This window comes from Rufibacter soli (assembly GCF_054781795.1).
Window position 1 is genome coordinate 2,666,352 of the sequence record NZ_BAAGTS010000002.1, and the last position, 18,220, is coordinate 2,684,571.

Here is an 18,220-nt window from a genome sequence, read left to right on the forward strand (position 1 = left end):
CATTATGGTTTCACCTAGTCTCTTCAACCCACTAACCTCTATCCTATGCATTTACCACCACTTTCTTTTCTTCTTGTAGCTTTTCTGGCGCTGCTCTTCACGGGTTGCAACAACAAGGCCATCAACCAGGATACTGCCCCCGCATCCCCTACCGGCCAGGCCAATTGCACGCCCCTTGAAACCCGCGTGGCCAATGCCCCTGAGCAGAAACCGGCCTTTGAGGGCCAGACCCGCATCTGTGGCATAAAGTCCACTACTGCGTTTAAAGTAGACGTGCTGGCCAAGGGATTGGAGAAACCCTGGGCCGTTGAACCCCTCCCCGATGGCAACCTACTGGTCACCGAAAAGCCGGGCCGCCTCCGGATCATATCAGCCACGGGCCAGGTGGGGGAACCTATTATGGGCTTGCCTAAGGTAGACGCCCGCGGGCAGGGAGGTTTGCTGGATGTGGCACTCAGTCCTTCTTTTGCCACTGACCGTACCATTTTCTGGAGTTTTTCTGAACCCCGCCAAGGCGGAAACGCTACCAGCGTAGGCCGCGGGGTACTTTCTCAAGACCGGAAAAGCCTGGACCAGGTAAAGGTTATTTTCAGGGCCATGCCCACCTATGACGGCACCATGCACTTCGGGTCCCGGTTGGCGTTTGGCCCAGACGGAATGCTGTATATGACCCTGGGCGAGCGTTCAGACCTGGAGATTCGGCCGCAGGCCCAGCACATGGACAGCCACATGGGTAAAATCCTGCGCCTTACCCCAGACGGCGCGCCGGCCCCCGGCAATCCCTTTATGGGTCAGGCGGGCGCCCTCCCAGAGATCTGGACCGTAGGGCACCGCAACGTGCAGGCCGCCGCTTTTGACCCCGAAGGCAAGCTTTGGGTAGTGGAAATGGGCCCCCAGGGCGGCGATGAGCTCAACCTGATCCAAAAAGGCAAGAACTACGGCTGGCCCTTGGTCACCTACGGCGAGGAATATTCTGGCCAGCCGGTGCCTAACGCCGTCACCGCCAAAGCTGGTTTTGAGCAACCCGTGTATTATTGGGACCCAGTCATTGCCCCTTCAGGCGCGCAATTCTATACGGGCAGCGCGTTCCCAGAATGGAAAGGAAACCTGTTTGTGGGCGGCATGAAAGACCAACGGCTGGTGCGCCTGCGTATTGAGAACGGCAAGGTGACTGGTGAAGAGCACCTGCTCACCGAGCGCGGCCAACGTATACGCGACGTGCGCCAGGGCCCAGACGGCGCCCTCTACATTGTCACAGACCAAACCAACGGCGAGCTCTGGAAAATCTCCCCGGGCCAATAGGGAATCCTGGTTAAACGTCCCATAATATCCTCCAAAAATAGCGGCCTCCGTTTTAAGCCTGTTTTTCAAAAAACAGGCTTAAAACGGAGGCCGCACCACTATGGCACTACATTCACCTTTTCTATTTAACAGAAGCGGGGGCTTCCCACCCTTTCTTTTCCTTTAACCCAAACACCCGGGAGATGTTGAACCCAAAGTAGATATCGCCGTTGCTCCAGCTACCGGCGTTTTGGGGGATGAAGAACTTCTCAATCATGCCCTGGGCATTGGTGGCCATTAATTGGAACACGTGGCCCCCGGTTTCTATGTCTACCCCCAAAGACAGGGTGTTCCGGTAAGTATCAGCGGTTTCCCCGGGCAGAAGGTAGAAGTATTCGGCGTTAAAGGAGGTGCGCTTGGTGATCTTGAACTTTCCCCCCGCGCCTACGGCCAGTACGTTGGTTTCGCCGGAGGGCGTTTCCACCAAGTTACGGTGTACCAGGGCAGGCGAAACCTGTAGAGAAAGGCGCTCAGAGAATTTGCGGGCTATCAATACCTGGTAGGTATAGGTAAGACGATGGGCAAAATCATGGTTTGTTTCCTCTTCCGGCCATTTCAATGATTTCAGGGCCGTACTGGCAAAGGCGGTCACTGAAACCGGCAGCCCCGCCGGCTTTTGGTAGGCCACGCGGTACTTGAGAAAGCCGTCATACGTTTTTTCCAGGGAACTGCGGCCAATGCCTACGGTTAACCGGTCATTAACCCCGTATTCCAATCCCAGCCTGATGGTGGCCTGGTCTAAGCCCCAGAAGTTATAGGCCCCGCTGTTCAGGGTCCCAAATCGGTGGGAAATAAGAAACAGCAGCGTGCCTTGGCCATTGGTTTCCACGGTGTGGCCATTCACCAGCCGGGTTCCCTTAAACGTGGCCAGGGTGGGTTCTCCCTTACTGCTGTCCTGGGCCTCGGCTAACTTAAGCAGGTCATCCTGGGCCGCGGCGGTATGCGCCAACCCCAGGAGAAGCAGACCGGTAAAGATGACGTTTTTGATCCCTCTCATAGGCTTTTAGCGACGTAAGGCACATACAACATGTCTACTGTGATATCAATCTGTTTGGCAATATGCTCCTTTACCAAAGCCGGAATCTGGATATTGAATTCCTGGGGCGTTACGGAGAACGTAGACTTGCCCTGCACCTGGCCTCCTTTTATCTGCAGGGTACCATTGGTTCTGAGCAGCTTGTCCACGCCATGGATGGAAAGCACCCCTTCTATAACCACCTTGTAGAGGTTATCCTGCGCCAGGTTGACCTGTTGAATCTGTAGGACCTTCCCCTTGAAGGTGGCTTTAGGGTAAAGGTGCGACTCCACGTAGTTTTCATTGAAATGCTCCCGCATCAAGGCCTTCTTGAATTCAAAGGCTTTCATGGGCACGCTGAACACCAGATCACCGGTCTTAAAATCCAGGAAAGAAACCACCTGCCGGTTTTGTGCCTCTATGTCCTCTAAAGGGGCTTTAGAGAAAAAGGAGATAAAGCCTGTTTTGGTGTAATACCGGCTTTGGCCCTGGGCCAGGGGCGGCGCCCAAAACAGCCCCATCCCTATCAGCAGCAACATCATGCATTGGTATCTCATGGCAGTTTAGTTATTAGGCGCGCCGGCGTCTACCCACTTCTTGATCTTGGCTATAGTACAGTCAGAGAGCTTGGCGCTCCCCTGGGGCATTTGCGGGAAGCCTGGTGCATGGTTGATCACCCCCAAAAGCTTACCGTTATCTGCGTACTGCTTCAGGCGCGCATAGGTATCCAGCACCACCCCATTAGTGGCAATGGCAGTACTGTGGCAAGAGTTGCAGTTGGTGGCAATGATGCCGGCCACCGTGCCTGAATAGGTGATGTTATTGGTATCACACTGCAGCGGCTGCGGATTAGGGGTTGGCGTGGGCGTGACATCTTCTTCCTTGTCACTGGAGCAGGCATAGCTGAAAGAGAAAAGAAGGAAAACGAGGGACAAGCGCAAAGAGAGTCTCATAAGAATCAGGTTTTAAGTTATAGGTGCGTAATAGGCTGTTTCTTGTTTGTTGCTATTGCTGAACCACCTGGGTTCTGATCTCGCCGGCCGGAAACTGTGCGCTATGGACATTCACGTACCACATGCCAGCCAGTAGGTCTGTTTCCTGGTCTGCGGTAAGGGCCGGTGTCTGGCCATTAATGGGGCTGGTATAAGGGCCACTGATAGGAATAACCACCGGACCGCTTTTTCCTACTGCCTCTTTATGGAAGTGCATGTTGGTAGGCGTGATGCCCGCGAAGGTGATGGTGTAGGTAAGGATTTTGGTGTCTTTATTATAGGTGCCCTTGAACGTGCCTGTGGCCTGAGACGCATTGGCCGGCACTTCCTGGGCACCGGTAAGGGTACTATCTTTGAACATCACCTGGTTGGAAGGAACCTTGTCGTCATCATCGTCATCGTTACAGCCCACGGTAACAAGGGCGCACGCCAGAAATAGAACAGAAAATACCCGGAGAATTGGAGTTTTGGTTTTCATGACTATGGTTTTAGGTTAAATGGAAAAATACTTATTTCAGCAAAATCAAAATTCAGGCAACTCGTTGTATATTAGCAATTTACACATATTTCTTCTTATCGTTTTAGGCCTAATTGCCAAAAAATAGAGGCAACAAAGGGCCGTTCACACAATTTTGGTTGTGTTTTGTCATTGCCTTTAAGCGAAAAGAATTAAGGTTTTAAGGAGAATTTGTAGCCTGCCGTAAAAAACACGCCCGCGCTTGTCAGCCTCACTTTGCCCGCCCCAATTCCCTGAAGGGGAATCTTGACGAAGGGTTCCGCCCCCAGGGCTATGCCAGAAGGAAAGGCTCTGGAATAGTGAAGGGAGATATTCTGTACGCCAAACCAATGGCGGTTCTTATTGTCTACCTCCCAGTTATAGGTCTTGGCCCCGTACCCGTAGCCTGCCGGCGAACTGGAATAGTATTCTTCCTTAAGCATGAGGTAACTGGAAAGTCCCGCCGCTACGCCCACGCTGTGCTGGCCTTTTTCCCAAACCTGATACTGCAGATTCACCGGGATATCAAGTACTTGGCACGTAGCCTCCACGGTCTGGTAATCTATGTTGGCGTAGGCGCTTGGCCAGGTGTATTCTTCAGGCGGAGTTGTGTATTTCTTGTTGGCGTACATAACCCCAGTAACCAGGCTCCACTTCTTGGCCAACGGTACCGCCACCAACAGGCCCCAGTTCATGCTAACGGCCTGGGCGTCTTTTAATCTAACGGTCGTAAAATCAGGCGCGGCGGCTACCATCAAAGAAACGGAACGCAAAAACTGCGCTTGTTTGGCTTCTGGACTCGCTTTTTCTTCCCCGGCTAAGGTGTCTGGATTAGCCGGCTGCAGGACGTTTTGCACGGGAGTCGGGTTCAGAACCTTCTCAGCCAACATTGGTTCCGAAAGGCGGGAAACACTATCCTGGAGGCCAAGGGACACGAATTGGGTACCCTCCCTGAACGTGTTTGCCCGTTCTTCCTTCCCCTTCTCCTCCAGTGCTTTTGCCTCGGGGGCAGGCATTAGCCTTGGGGTTTTCTGATTCACCAGCCATCGTAGGCTTCTTTTTCCTTGATTAGTAACCTTCACTGGTGCCGTAGAGGGTACATCGGCTTCTATAAGATTGATACTTCTGGAATCTGCTTCCTGAGTAGTTGGCTTTAGCTGGGTTACCGGCTCTACTTGCGCTCGGTTGTCTGCCTGGGCTATTTTCTTCTGTAAAGAGGAATAGCTGGCTGGGGCTTGGTTTAACTGCCCTTCCTGCCGGGCTACGGGCAAGATAGCCTGGGTTTGGGGCTGTAACGACAGGTAAAACACCGGAACCAGGCCTATTCCCACTAAAAGTAAAAGCAGCAGGTAGCGGTAATACAGCCTGAACCAGCCTCCCTCCTGGCCCTGGACGGTATCCAGCATTTGGTCCATAGCCTGCCAGGCCTCCGGATCAAAGGGAGGAGTATACCGTTCAGCCGATTCCCTGAACAGATGGTCTAGTTCCTGATCAGACATATTGTTCAAATTCATCTACCTTGTTCTTTTTAAGCACTTCGCGCAGGTTAGCCCTAGCCTTTGAAAGGTTTGATTTGGATGTCCCAGCCGAAATGCCCAGTATCTCTCCTATTTCATCATGGGTATAGCCATCAATCACATATAAATTGAAAACGGTTCGGTAGGCCGGTGACAGCTGCTGGATTAAACCAATCAGGTACTCATAGTTGAGGCTACTGATGGTGTCTGCCGTGTCAGCTATGGGTGGGGCCGTCTCTATATCAGAGGCATGGTAATATTTAAGGTTATGGCGGTAGTTGTCCAGGGCGGTGTTGATCATGATGCGCCGTACCCAGCCTTTGAAAGGCTTGTCGTGGTTGTACTGCTTCAGTTTGGTGAACACCTTCATAAACCCGTCATTTAAGACCTCTTTGGCCTCTTCTGTATCTTTGCAATACCGTATACAAACGCTCATAGCATAGCCGTAGAAATGCTGGTATAGCTTTCTCTGGGCTTCGCGGCTGTTGTTTAAACACCCGGTCAGCAGCTCTTCCACTTGCTGGCTTTCGGTATAGCTCACTGTTTCCTTATTTGCGCCCCCATCACGTACTAATTTCGCGAATGGTTGCCTGCCTCCATAAAAAAAAGTAAACTATTTTAAAGATTTCCCCTATTGCTTTCTTGATGGGTTTAAAGTGAAATGGCTGAAGTTCTATCTCGGTCTGTTTAAGCTCAGAAAAAGCTGGTTAGCGTTTTAAGCCTCTTTTGCCAAAAACAGGCTTAAAACGCAAAAAGAGGCACAAGGCCTCTTTTTGACTAACTATAAGTAAATGTTCTTCTATCGGGAATTTTTGATAAAGACCTTAAACGTGGAGCCCTTGTCTGGTTCACTTTCTACAGTCACGTAGCCACCCAGCGCCTCGGCCTGGGTTTTGACCAGGTAAAGGCCCAACCCCCGGCCTGAGACATGGAAATGGAACCGTTTGTAGAGCCCGAAAAGGTTTTTGCCCTGTTTATCCAGGTCTATGCCCAGCCCGTTATCCGCAACAGAAAGGCAGAGGAGTTCTCCCTCCTGCAAGAGTTCTGCGGTGATGGAAAGCTGCATGGCGCGGTCAGGTGATTTATACTTTACGGCGTTGGTAAGCAGGTTAGACAAGATACTGCTCACGTAGCTCCTAATAGAGCCTATTTCCTGCACGCCGTTCAGGTGCACCTTAATGGCGCCGTAGCATTCCCCGGGCAAGACCTGCAAGACTTGGTCCACCACCTCTGGTAACGAGAACTTTTCGCGTTCTTCCAACACGCCCGCCTGCAAGCTCAACAGTTCATTGAGATCTCTGATGATGTTATCCAGGTTTTGGGCGGTTTGCTTCAGGCGCGCAGTGATGCCTTCCTGCAGCGTGGGGCTTTCTGTGGCGTTAAGCAGGGAAGTGAGACCCATGATATTGGCCACCGGAGACCGCAGGTTATGGGACACTATGTACGTGAACTGTTCCAGGTGGCGGTTGCGGCGCAATAATTCCTCGGTGAGTTGAGCCCGTTCCTCCTCCGCCTTTTTCTGCTCGGTGATCACGGTTTCAATGACAATGAATTTTTTATCACCGCCGCTTTGCTCATCAATGATGGGGGTCACGTCCAGTTTGGACCAGTACACCTCGCCGGCCTTGTTCTTGTTCTGCACCTCCTGCACAAAGGGCTTGTCAAACACCAGCTTCTCCCTAATGGTGGAAATTCTGTTGGCATTGGTTTCAGGACCGGCCAATAGATCGCCGGGTTTACGGCCCCGCACTTCTTCCAGGGTATAGCCGGTGATTCTGGTGAACCCTTCATTCACCCACTCCACCCGGGCCTCGTCATCTGTGATGTACACAGAGTTCACGGTTTTACTGGCCACCAACGAGAGTTTCTTTAGTTCTTCCTCTGCCTTCTTGCGGTCATTTATTTCCCTAAAGTACACGGTAAGGCCTTCTTCAGAAGGAAAGGCGCTCACATCCAACCACATACCCAGGGGGCTGGAAAATCCCTCAAAATGGACGGGTACCTTCTCTGCCAGGGCTTTCTCATACCAGACAAAGAAATTCCCGAACTGCTCCGGGTCATAGATGGCTCTGATGTCCTGGCCCAGCAGTTCTTCGGCCCTCACCTCCATGATTTCTTCAAATCCCTTATTCAGGTAGGTGAACCGCCAGGCGTGGTCCAGGGTAAAGAAGGCGTCTTTAATACTTTTAAGGGTAGAGTCAAGCCGCTTGGCCGTGGTCTCCAACAGGAACTGCTGTTTTTTAGAAGCCGTGATATCCTTGGCAATGCCATGGGCGCCCACCACTTCGCCGTTGATGACAATGGGCATGACCGTAAAGGTAAAATAGCAGGTGCCCCGGCCTGGTATGTAAAGCGGAGTCTCAGTAGTAACCGGCTCTCCGCGCATTACTTTCTCAAAATTGAGGTTATCTTCCTCCAAAGAATCCGGAGAGGATAAATCCCTGAATTCCATCTGCAGGAGGGTTTCCCGGGGTACCTGTAGCATATTCACTACGGCCTCATTCACGGAGGTAAACTTTCCTTCCTTGTTAAGTGAATAAACGGCGTCTGGGTTGTAGTCAAACAGAGCCTTGTACCGTTGCTCGCTTTCAGCCAGCAGCATTTCCTGCTTACGGCGCAGCGTTATGTCTCGGCTATTGACCACAATACCCTGAATGTTAGGCACATCCAGGCAATTGGTGACGTAAGATTCCAGCCAGCGCCATTCGCCTTGCCCTCCCATAAACCTGAAGGGTTTGGTATCTACCACCTCGCCTTTCAAGACCTGTTCTAAACAAGTCATCACCTCGGCATGATCCTCCGGGTGAATCATATCAAAGACGTTTTTACCTATAAAGTCTTCTTTAGGCACGCCAATCACCTTCTCAGAATTAGCACTGGCAAAAGTAAATATGGCTTCCTCAGAGAGGATGGCAATCATATCTGAGCCTCTGAGCAGGAGCGCTTGTAGACGGCTTTCGCTTTCCTGGATCTGTAGTTCCTGCTGGCGTATTTTGGTAACGTCACGCCCCATGGAATACCCCATTTTTTGACCCGGTGAAAAGGTGGAAACCCAGGACAGGTACACCAAAGATCCATTTTTATGAACGTACCGGTTGCTGAACTGGGTGGTCATGTCGCCTACCTGGATAAGCCTGGTATCTTCCTCCGTGGCGGAAATATCCTCTGGATGTATGAACTCACGGTAGTTACGCCCCACCATTTCTTGGGGGGAATACCCCAATACCGTCTCGGCGGCCCGATTCATGTAGATAATGGTACCGTCTAAGGCAAAAGACCCAATCAAATCAGCAGAATGGTCCAGAATGAGCTGGAAATCTATCAGGTCTTTTTCCAGGACCTGGTGTTGGCGCGCAATAATGGCTTGCGCCTCCTTTTCTTTCCGGAGGTCCCGGGCGTTCACGCTGGTATAAACCTTGCCAAAAGACACAAACTCCCGTGACATGAATTCCACCGGAATTTTCTCCTGGTTGAGGTGTAGCAGGTTAAGCTCGCCTTTGAAGTAACCTTCTTTACTCCTTTTAGCCAGCGATTCTTTCCACCGCAGGTCTGTGGGATCAATGCAGCCGGCCCGGCCCACCTGCAACACATGCTCCTTGGTTTGCCCCAAAAGATCACAAAAAGCCTGATTCACTAACAGAATACGCCCGCTGGGCTCAGACAGCAGCATAGGTTGGGAACTATGCTCCACTAAGGCCTCTAAGATTTCCAGCCTCACCTCTGTCTGAGGGGCCGTTTCTTCCTTATCCCCTGTGGTATTGCTTCCTGCTTCTTCCATTTATAAGATCAAGTATTGTGTAAGGTTTTAGGGGGATGCAAAAGTAGTTGAATTATAGAATTAATACTATTTTAGTCCTCAGTAAAAAAGTATTAATCAAGGCCTTGCCTTTTAGTAAACCAGAAATACATAACCACTCCCAATTCCCGGGATCGCTCCATGGCGTTACCGCTGCCAGCTGTTTTGCATGGGCCAAACCGTTCACTCCTGGAGACAACATTAACCGACAATTCAAATCTATAAGATTCTGTTTTAGGGCTGTTTTTGGTAAAACAGCCCTAAAACAGAAATGCCCCTTAAAATAGGGGCATTTCTGTTTACAGCCTATGCCAGGGGTTATTTTCCCTGTTCGTATTTGTTGTTGAACTTCTGGTAGAGGTACTGCTGCTTGTCTGTAAGATTAAGCTTGCGGCCCTGGATAAACGCGTGGCTGATCTTGTTGGTGCGCATGTCCAGGATATCTCCCTCAGACACCACAATGCTGGCGTCTTTGCCTACCTCCACAGAACCTACCTGCTTGTCTACCCCCAGAATTTTGGCGGCATTCAAAGTCACCGAAGACAAAGCCTGCTCTTTGGGCAACCCGAAGGCCACTGCCGTTCCGGCAATGAAGGGCAGGTTACGCGAGCCGTGCAGACTGGCGTCATAGTCCAGGCAGAACAGCAGGCCGGCCTGTTGCAGCAAGCCCGGCATCTTGTAAGGCAGATACACGTCATCGCCGGCGCGGGCCGGAAGGGCGTGCACCCCAGAGTAGATCACGGGAATGTTGTTCTCCTTCAGGAAATCAGCCACCACCAGCGCATCTCCGCCGCCCACGATCACCATTTCCTTTACGCCGGCTTTCTGCGCGAACCGTACGGCTTCCACTATCTCCTTGCCATAGTCGGCGTGGATAAACAGCTTTTTGGTGCCGTCAAACAAGCCGGTCATGGAAGCAAGCTTCAGGTTTTCGCGGTCGTTTTTCTGGTTGCGGTATTCCTTGGCTTCGGCCAGAAGGGCCTCCAGTTCCTGCAGACCGGTTTGCCGGGCCTGGCGGCGCTGGGCCACCTGCGGCGAATTATCTGAGGAAGCCGGCACCAAAGCAGGCCAGCGAAGGTGCACCCCGCCATCGGCTTTCACCAGGGCGTCTTCCCAGTTCCAGGCGTCCAGCTGCACCACCGACGAAGACCCGGAGATCATGCCGCCCACGGGTGTTACCTGGGCCATAAGCACCCCGTTGGAGCGCAGCGTGGGCGTGATGTCTGAATCTGTGTTGTAGGCTACCACGGCCCGCACGTTAGGGTTGAACAAACCTACTTCCTGCTGGTCTAAGGTAGCGCGCACCGATTCAATCTCCGTTAAGCCAATCTGGCTGTTGGGCAGGATCATGCCCGGGTAAATGTGCTTGCCGGCCACGTTCACCGTTTCATAGGTGGCGCCGTTGGGCTTGAAGCCCGCAGCCGGACCAGCATAGATGATTTTACCCCCGCTGAACGCCACGGCGGCGCCTTCCACTACCTGCCCGTTCCCTACGTGCAGGATGCCGCCGGTAAGTACCGTGGGGTTGGTTTGTTTATTGGCTGGCACCGGTACCTGGGCCCAGGCCGAAGAGGCACCCAGCAGCAGGGCTGCGGCCAGCGTTAATCGTTTTTGCATGTTGGTGGCAGTAAAGGATACCGCTGTTTTCTTAATTTTTAACATGGGGCGGTCTCCTTATTTTTGGTGATGATACTCAGATTCCTGTAACTGCTCCTGGGTGCCGTTGTCCAGGTCCTCGCAGTGCAGCACCTGGGCGCCACGGCGTGAAACCGGGGCAGCCTGGGTTTTCTCCCCGCGGGCCTTGGCGGCCATCATCTTATTAATGAGGCGCAGGCGCTCCTTCTCCTGCTCCAGCTGCAATTGCTTGTCCTGCTCCAGGTCAAAGTAGGCGATGCCGTCTACAAAAGTTTTCTCTGGGCGGGCGTAGATGGAGAGCGGGTGCTCGTTCCAGATCACCACGTCAGCGTCTTTGCCGGCCTTGAGGCTACCAATGCGGTTGTCTAAGTGCAGCAATTTGGCCGGGTTCAGGGTTACCATTTTCAGGGCGTCTTCTTCAGACACGCCGCCATACTTGATGGTTTTAGCGGCTTCCTGGTTGAGGCGACGGGCCATTTCGGCGTCATCTGAGTTGATGGCCGTGGTAATGCCCACGTTATGCATGATGGCGGCGTTGTACGGGATGGCGTCTTTTACCTCCATTTTGTAAGCCCACCAGTCTGAGAAGGTAGAGGCGCCAATGTTGCGCTCCTTCATTTTGTCAGCCACTTTGTAGCCCTCCAGAATGTGGGTGAAGGTATTCACCTTGAAGCCCATCTGGTCGGCCACTTTCATGAGCATGTTGATCTCAGACTGCACGTAAGAGTGGCAGGTGATAAAGCGCTTGTCATTGAGGATCTCTACCAGGGCGTCCAGTTCCAGATCGCGGCGCGGGGCCGGGGTCTTGGCTTGCGCTGATTTGGAGAGCTTGTTGTAGGCTGCCCAGCTTTTCTCATACTCCTTGGCACGCTGGAAGGCGTCTACCATCACCTGCTCCACGCCCATGCGGGTCTGCGGGAAGCGCACATTGTACTGCGGCGAGCGGTTAGACTGCTTCACGTTCTCGCCCAGGGCGAACTTGATGTACTGATCCGCGCCTTCCAGCATCAGCTTCTCGGGGGCCTGGCCCCAACGTAGCTTGATGATGGCGCTCTGGCCCCCAATTGGGTTGGCCGAACCGTGCAGCAATTGCGAGGTAGTCACGCCCCCGGCCAATTGGCGGTAGATGTTCACCTGTTCGTGGTTCACCACGTCAGACATGCGCACTTCTGAGGTTACGGCCTGGCTGCCCTCGTTCACGCCGTCCAGGGCAATGTGCGAGTGTTCGTCAATGATACCAGGGGTGACGTGCTTACCGGTACCGTCAATCACGCGGGCCCCGTTGGCCGACAAGTTCTTGCCCACCTGGGCGATTTTGCCGTTTTTGAGCAGCACGTCTGCGTTCTCCAGCTTACCTTCTTTCTCATTGGTCCAGACGGTGGCGTTCTTGATAAGCACGGTCTCGCCTTTGGGCAATTCGGTTCTTCCAAAGGCCGCGAACGGATAGGATACCTTGCCCAGGTTCAAAGCCTCATTAGAGCGGGAACGGGCGGAGTCACGTCTTGCTTGCTGGGTAGCGGCCTCAGATAGCACAGCCGTCCACTTCACGCTTTGGGCATCGGGCAACTGGGCCTCGCCCTGGAAGCCTTTACCAGTGTACCAGCCGCTGAGCCGGATGCTTTCCTTGCCAGACTTGGTGGGGGCAAAGGCCATGGTGAGCATTTCCCCGGTGAAAGAAAGCGAGCCTTTCACGGTATCTGCGGTCACCACCTTCAGTTCAGGCTTTTCTGGGGAACCGCTGATGAGCATACGGCGCTCAGGTTGGGAACCCACTTTTAGGGTGTATACCCCTCTGAAATCTGCCGGTGTCTCGCTGGTTTTGAAACCCTGGCCTTGTACCCAGTTTTCCAGAAGGATAGTGGTAGGGGCAAACAGGTTACCAGAGGCGATCACAAAGTTGGCTTGCATGCCTTCGCGCAGGCTACCCACGTATTTTTCGGCTTTGAGGAGCTTGGCTGGGGTGTAGGTAAGGGCCTTAAGCGCTTCCTGCTCAGGCAAACCGTACAGGGTGGCCTTGCGCAGGTTGGGCAGGAATTTGCTCTTGTCTTTCAGGTCTGCCGTGGTGAAGGCAATGGTCACGCCTTCCTTGGCCAGCATGGCCGGGTTGGCGGGCGCCATTTCCCAGTGTTTCATGTCCTCAATGCCCAGGCGGCGCGCCTCATAGGGGTCTTCCACGCTGTAGGCATCCGGGAAGTTTACGTTCAGGATGTAAGCAGCCTTGGTTTCCTTGATCTGGGGTAGCATCTGGTACTCGTCGCCCTGGCCCTTGAAAATGTATTGGTATCCAAACTCATCCCCCACTTTGTCAGCGCGCACGGCGTTGAGCTTGTTGCTCACCTCAAAGATCTGGGGCAGGCGGTTGGCCTCGGTGAAGGCCTTTAGGGAGATGTTCTGTTCCTTGTCTGGATTCTGGGTGTTCCACTTGGCGTCCAGGTAGGTCTGTCGCAGCAAGGCAATGGAACCCATAATGGACTGCGGATACTCTTGGGTAGAGGAGCCTTTGTCCAGAGACAGGCCGGCGGCGGCTTTGTCCAGCAGAATGACCTGGTTCTCGCGTTTGTTGGCCAGAGTCACCAGCGAGGCTGTGCCCCTAGCAATACCGTCCTGGTGCACAGAAAGCACCGCGCCGTAGCCCAGTTTGCGAAGTTCCTCGGCGGCCTTGGCGTCTACCTTGAAAAGCTCCACCGCGTGGGTCTCGGGCCGGATGGCCTGGTTCCAGTTGTAGGCGCCTTCTTTCTTAGAGTCTGGCTGCGGTACCCCGCCAAAGCTGAAGCTTCGGGCCGGCGGGGCCGGCACCCCGTAACTGGTGAAAGGGTCCACAAAGCCCGGGTACACGGTCTTGCCTTTAAGGTCAGTGACCATGGCGCCCTTGGGCACAGAAACCTTGGTACCAACGGCCACTACTTTGCCGTCTTTAATGACCAGCGTGGCGTTCTCTAGCTTGGTTTGGTAGTCCACGAAAATGGTGGCGTTGGTGAAGGCCCGCAGCCCGGACCTTTCATCATACACCCCATTGCGCGGGTACGTCTCCTGTGCCCGGCTCTGCAGCGACAAGGCCGCCACTGCCAGCACGGAGAGGATAACTTTTTTCATGAGCGTTTTGAAAAGGGTTTGTTTGTAGGAATAGTTCTGACTTGAAAAGTACAAAATGTTTGTTCCTAAAAAAAGCAGCAAGTGTGCAAATCACGTTTTAAGCCCGTTTTCCCAAAAACGGGCTTAAAACGCCAGAAAAGCCGAAACCAGGCAAGGAATGGTTTAGGGCTGTTTTCCAAAAATCAGGCTTGAAACGCCACTGGCCTAAAAAACAAGAAGCCCGTTCTGGGTAGAACGGGCTTCAGCAATATTAATGTACCTGAGTTAATTACAGGTTGTTCTCTTTTCTAAGTACACTGTGTTTCTTACCGTAGGTAAAGTAGATCACAATACCAATGGCCATCCAGCCCAGTAACCGGTACCAGGTCTCGGCGGGAAGGCCCGCCATCATACCAAGACACACCAGAATACCCAGAATAGGCACCAAAGGAACCAGAGGTGTTTTGAACGGACGCGGGCGGTTTGGCTCTTTCACGCGCAGGTACCATACCCCGGCACATACAATCACAAAGGCCAGTAAGGTACCGATAGACACCAGGTGACCCAGCTCATCAACCGAGAAAGCACCGGCCACAACCGCACAGATAACACCGGTTAAGATGGTGCTTACGTGAGGCGTTCTGAATTTAGGGTGCAGACGACCAAAGATGGGAGGCAGCAAACCATCATGCGACATGGTGTAGAAAATACGCGGCTGAGACATCAACATCACCAGCATTACAGAGGATAGACCGGCAATGGCGCCAATCTTAATCAGGTCACGCAGGAAAGTGTAGCCGGTTTTCTCAATACCTACTGCAATTGGCTCAGCCACGTTCAGTTGGCTGTAGTGCACCATGGCGGTCAAGATACCAGACACCAGAATGTACAGGATAGTACAGATCACCAAAGACCCCAGGATACCAATAGGCATGTCTTTCTGAGGATTCTTGGCTTCCTGAGCGGTAGTAGAAACGGCATCAAACCCGATGTAGGCGAAGAAGATTACGCCCGCGGCTCTGATTACCCCGCTCCAGCCATACTCACCAAAACCACCTTTGTTTTCAGGCAGAAAAGGAGTCCAGTTGGCAACGGCTTCTTCCTGGTGGCCAAACAGATAGTTGGCTCCGGCCAAAATGAACAGGATCACCACACCCACTTTTATGATAACGGCAATGTTGTTGAATTTGGCAGACTCGCTCATACCGCGAACCAATAAGATGGTTACCAGGGCAATAGCCACGGCAGCCACTAAATTGAAGATACCAGTGGCATGCGGCAAGGTGGCAATGTCCACTCCTTCGGTGGCCAAGGAAGAAGCTAATTGCTCGGTTACCCGCACCCAGGAACTGGTGTTAGGCAACTGTACCAGTTCCACGCCAGAGGCATTGCTCCACTCCGGCGGAACGTTCACGCCCAGGTCACGCAGAAAGGAAACCACGTACCCAGACCAACCCACGGCCACGGTGGCCGCCCCAAAAAGGTATTCCAGAATTAAGTCCCAGCCAATGATCCAGGCCACAAACTCACCCAGGGTGGCGTAGCCGTAGGTGTAGGCAGAACCGGCAATGGGAATCATAGATGCGAACTCGGCGTAGCAAAGACCCGCGAACGCGCAGCCTAAACCAGCCAGGATAAAAGCCAACACAATTGCTGGGCCCGTGTACTGAGCGGCGGCACTACCTGTGAGCACGAAAATACCGGTTCCAATGATGGCCCCTACCCCCAGGGCTACCAGGTTCACCGGGCCCAAGGTTCGTTTCAGGTTGTGCGCCCCCTCACTAAAGGCGTCTGCGCTAAGCTTGTCAATTGACTTCCTAGCGAAAAGTTGGTTTGCCATAAATGCGTAAAAGTTAGAAAAAAGTTTGTTTGTAGTTCGTTTGTAAAGGGATTGAAGGGGCTAATATAAATACTTTTCGCTATATGACATGCAGGCAAGGTTATTAATAGAGAATTTGATGATGCTGACTTCCGCCCGCCTATTTCCCGTTTTTGGCACATTTTTAAGAAAACAGGCCTAAAACGGCGACCCTCCAGATAGAAGCACCAGCTACTTGTGGATTCCTTATAATTTCAGAAAAACGCCTCCAGTAAGAAGCCCAGAGTACCCAAACCCTAGTTCAGCAAATACTCCTTTTTTGTTGCCTACCTTCGCCCCTAACAATGTCACCTGATAGGCTAAATCGTTTAATTTTTTCTTTTCATCCAAATCAAGGCGCGCATTTTCTTTGATAGTCTCCACCCCAACATCTACCCCCATTGATACACTTGAGTAAATCGCGCCATCTTCCTTATCATACCATTTGCAAGAAACCTTGGGCATAATGGCCCATGATTTTGTTTGCTCCAGCCTGAATTCATAAACAGAGCCTGAACCTATTGGACTAAACTCTTCCTTGATGTTTGTGTAGGAACAAGTCACTCCTAATTGTAGGTGTTTAGATACATCCAGCGTATACCCCAAATTAACGGCTCCAATAGTTCTGAAGCTTTCTCTACCCCAAGGTGATCCCCACCCCCCTGCACCGCCCATTCTATTGCTGATTTGCAGGATTGGGAAAAGCCCATAACTCACCTCAAGCGCATGTCTCCTTTCACGGGGCAGATCCTGCCCTACAAGCGCTGCAGGACACAAGAATGACATAATAAAGATTAAAACACACGTAATGAAGAAAGGATTTCTCATAGAAGGGTAGTTATATGTCCTTATCCCAAGTAATTTACATTTAATTTCAACTACACAAAATCGCCCTTTCACCATCATATCCTTGTCTTATGGCTTCTCCCAGTACCGCTATAATTCCTCCAGAAATTGTAAGCCCTTTCGTATCTTCGGGCAAGTAATTCAACTGGAGGGAGACAACGCGGCATGATACGGGTACTACACACAGCAGACTGGCATTTAGGGCAACGCTTGGCCAACTATGAGCGCACCGAAGAGCACCGGGCTTTTCTTAGCTGGCTGCGGCAGACCATCTGTGACCATAACATTGACCTGCTCCTCATTGCCGGCGATGTCTTTGACACCGGCTTCCCCTCCAACACCGCCCTTAAACTGTACTATGATTTTCTGCGCGAGGTAAAGGAAACCTGCTGCCGGGACCTGGTCATCATTGGGGGCAACCATGACTCCGTGTCTACCCTCAACGCCCCCGCTGAATTGCTTCGGCACTTTAATGTGCACGTAGTGGGCGGCGCCCCCACTAACCCCCAGGACCAGGTGATTGTCCTCACCGATGATGAGAACCAGCCCAAAGCCGTGGTCTGCGCCGTGCCGTTCCTCAGAGACAAAGACGTGCGCCTCTCGGTGCCTGGCGAGACCAGCGAGGAACGCGAAGCCCGCCTCAAGCAAGGCATCTGTGACCATTACACCCAACTGGTGCCCTTAATCCAGGAATTCAAGCAGCAAGGCGTGCCCGTTTTGGCCACCGGCCATTTGTTCGCCGGGGGCGGAAGCGCCTCAGACAGCGAGAAGGAAATCCACGTGGGCAACCTGGGCCAAATCTGCGGGGACCAGTTCCCCACCGAATTTGACTACGTGGCCCTGGGCCATCTGCACCGTCCGCAGGTAGTGCATAAATTAGAACATATCCGGTACAGCGGCTCCCCAATCCCATTGAGCTTCTCAGAGATCACAGACCAGAAACAAGTGGTGGTAGTGGACTTCGCCGAAGGCCAACTGGTGAACATACAGGAAATTGCCGTGCCATGCTCCCGTAAGCTGGTGCGGTTCAAGGGCACCATTGAGCAGGTTTCCACTAAAGTGCTTGCCTATGACAACGGTGATTTACCCTTACCGGCCTGGGCCGAGGTGCAGCTGCAGTACGAGCACAACCTACAAGACCATACCCAGCGCCTGCTGGAAACCTTTCAGCAGAAACCTCACCTGGAGTTACTCATCCACCGCCCGTTACGGACCATAGACTCCCAGAGCCTTGACCAGCAACTGCCCCAGGAACAGGACCTGGCCGATCTGAAGCCCAAAGACGTGTTTCTGAAAAAATGCGAAGAAGCCCTAACCGAAGACTCTTTCCAAGACCTGCTTTCTACCTTTGACGAATTGTTGGAATTGATGCCGCAACAGGAAGAATCTTTGCTGGTAAAGGAAGAAGCCCTGGGCAAGCCATAAACAATCACCACTCCATTTTCTTTATTCCCCATCATTAAGACCCAGTCAGTAAGCCCTGGCTGTTTTGAGGCCGTTTTTCAGAAAACACCCTCAAAACAGCCAGGGCTTTCCCCTCTATTCTAATTCGTTAGCCGCCGTTTCTCCTCTCCCTTATCCTTGTTCTTCCTGGCAAAACCAGAGTTGTCTACGCGCCTTATATTTAACCTGTTATATATAGCACTTCCATA

Annotated in this window: 13 protein-coding genes; 2 read left to right on the forward strand and 11 right to left on the reverse strand. The window is 52.5% G+C overall.

The features are described 5' to 3' along the window. Positions 1-45 precede the first annotated feature (45 nt). Positions 46-1,302 (forward strand): PQQ-dependent sugar dehydrogenase, encoded by a 1,257-nt coding sequence (locus ACYVJQ_RS13035; protein WP_460893518.1) that lies wholly within the window; start codon positions 46-48, stop codon positions 1,300-1,302. 121 nt (positions 1,303-1,423) lie between these two features. On the opposite strand, the gene ACYVJQ_RS13040 is transcribed toward ACYVJQ_RS13035, so the two are convergent. The 11 genes from ACYVJQ_RS13040 to ACYVJQ_RS13090 form a co-directional block, all read right to left on the reverse strand. After that, complete coding sequence (locus ACYVJQ_RS13040; protein ID WP_460893519.1) at positions 1,424-2,338, reverse strand: DUF5777 family beta-barrel protein; 915 nt, start codon at positions 2,336-2,338, stop codon at positions 1,424-1,426. Continuing rightward, positions 2,335-2,913: a YceI family protein gene (locus tag ACYVJQ_RS13045; protein ID WP_460893520.1), complete on the reverse strand. Its 579-nt coding sequence runs from the start codon at positions 2,911-2,913 to the stop codon at positions 2,335-2,337. The genes ACYVJQ_RS13040 and ACYVJQ_RS13045 overlap by 4 nt, the downstream gene beginning before the upstream one ends. Before the next feature lie 6 nt (positions 2,914-2,919). Then, on the reverse strand, positions 2,920-3,309 hold the full coding sequence (locus ACYVJQ_RS13050; RefSeq protein ID WP_460893521.1) for a hypothetical protein: 390 nt from the start codon (positions 3,307-3,309) through the stop codon (positions 2,920-2,922). Positions 3,310-3,361: 52 nt separating this feature from the next. Further along, the gene (locus tag ACYVJQ_RS13055; protein WP_460893522.1) at positions 3,362-3,826 is read right to left on the reverse strand and encodes a CHRD domain-containing protein; all 465 of its coding nucleotides are present in this window, start codon (positions 3,824-3,826) and stop codon (positions 3,362-3,364) included. 191 nt (positions 3,827-4,017) lie between these two features. Continuing rightward, positions 4,018-5,358 (reverse strand): outer membrane beta-barrel protein, encoded by a 1,341-nt coding sequence (locus ACYVJQ_RS13060; protein WP_460893523.1) that lies wholly within the window; start codon positions 5,356-5,358, stop codon positions 4,018-4,020. Next, entirely contained in the window at positions 5,336-5,902 is a 567-nt protein-coding gene (locus ACYVJQ_RS13065; protein WP_460893524.1) for an RNA polymerase sigma factor, read from the reverse strand. The genes ACYVJQ_RS13060 and ACYVJQ_RS13065 overlap by 23 nt, the downstream gene beginning before the upstream one ends. Before the next feature lie 258 nt (positions 5,903-6,160). Next, positions 6,161-9,139 (reverse strand): PAS domain-containing sensor histidine kinase, encoded by a 2,979-nt coding sequence (locus ACYVJQ_RS13070; RefSeq protein WP_460893525.1) that lies wholly within the window; start codon positions 9,137-9,139, stop codon positions 6,161-6,163. A gap of 336 nt (positions 9,140-9,475) precedes the next feature. After that, positions 9,476-10,774: an amidohydrolase family protein gene (locus tag ACYVJQ_RS13075; RefSeq protein WP_460893526.1), complete on the reverse strand. Its 1,299-nt coding sequence runs from the start codon at positions 10,772-10,774 to the stop codon at positions 9,476-9,478. Between the two features lie 57 nt (positions 10,775-10,831). Then, on the reverse strand, positions 10,832-13,885 hold the full coding sequence (locus ACYVJQ_RS13080; protein ID WP_460893527.1) for an amidohydrolase family protein: 3,054 nt from the start codon (positions 13,883-13,885) through the stop codon (positions 10,832-10,834). Positions 13,886-14,153: 268 nt separating this feature from the next. Next, entirely contained in the window at positions 14,154-15,704 is a 1,551-nt protein-coding gene (locus ACYVJQ_RS13085; protein WP_460893528.1) for an amino acid permease, read from the reverse strand. Between the two features lie 225 nt (positions 15,705-15,929). Beyond that, positions 15,930-16,550, reverse strand: a complete 621-nt coding sequence (locus ACYVJQ_RS13090) for a hypothetical protein (RefSeq protein WP_460893529.1) — start codon at positions 16,548-16,550, stop codon at positions 15,930-15,932. 183 nt (positions 16,551-16,733) lie between these two features. Between ACYVJQ_RS13090 and ACYVJQ_RS13095 the strand changes: the two genes are divergently transcribed. Further along, on the forward strand, positions 16,734-17,993 hold the full coding sequence (locus ACYVJQ_RS13095; RefSeq protein WP_460893530.1) for an exonuclease SbcCD subunit D C-terminal domain-containing protein: 1,260 nt from the start codon (positions 16,734-16,736) through the stop codon (positions 17,991-17,993). Positions 17,994-18,220: the final 227 nt, after the last annotated feature.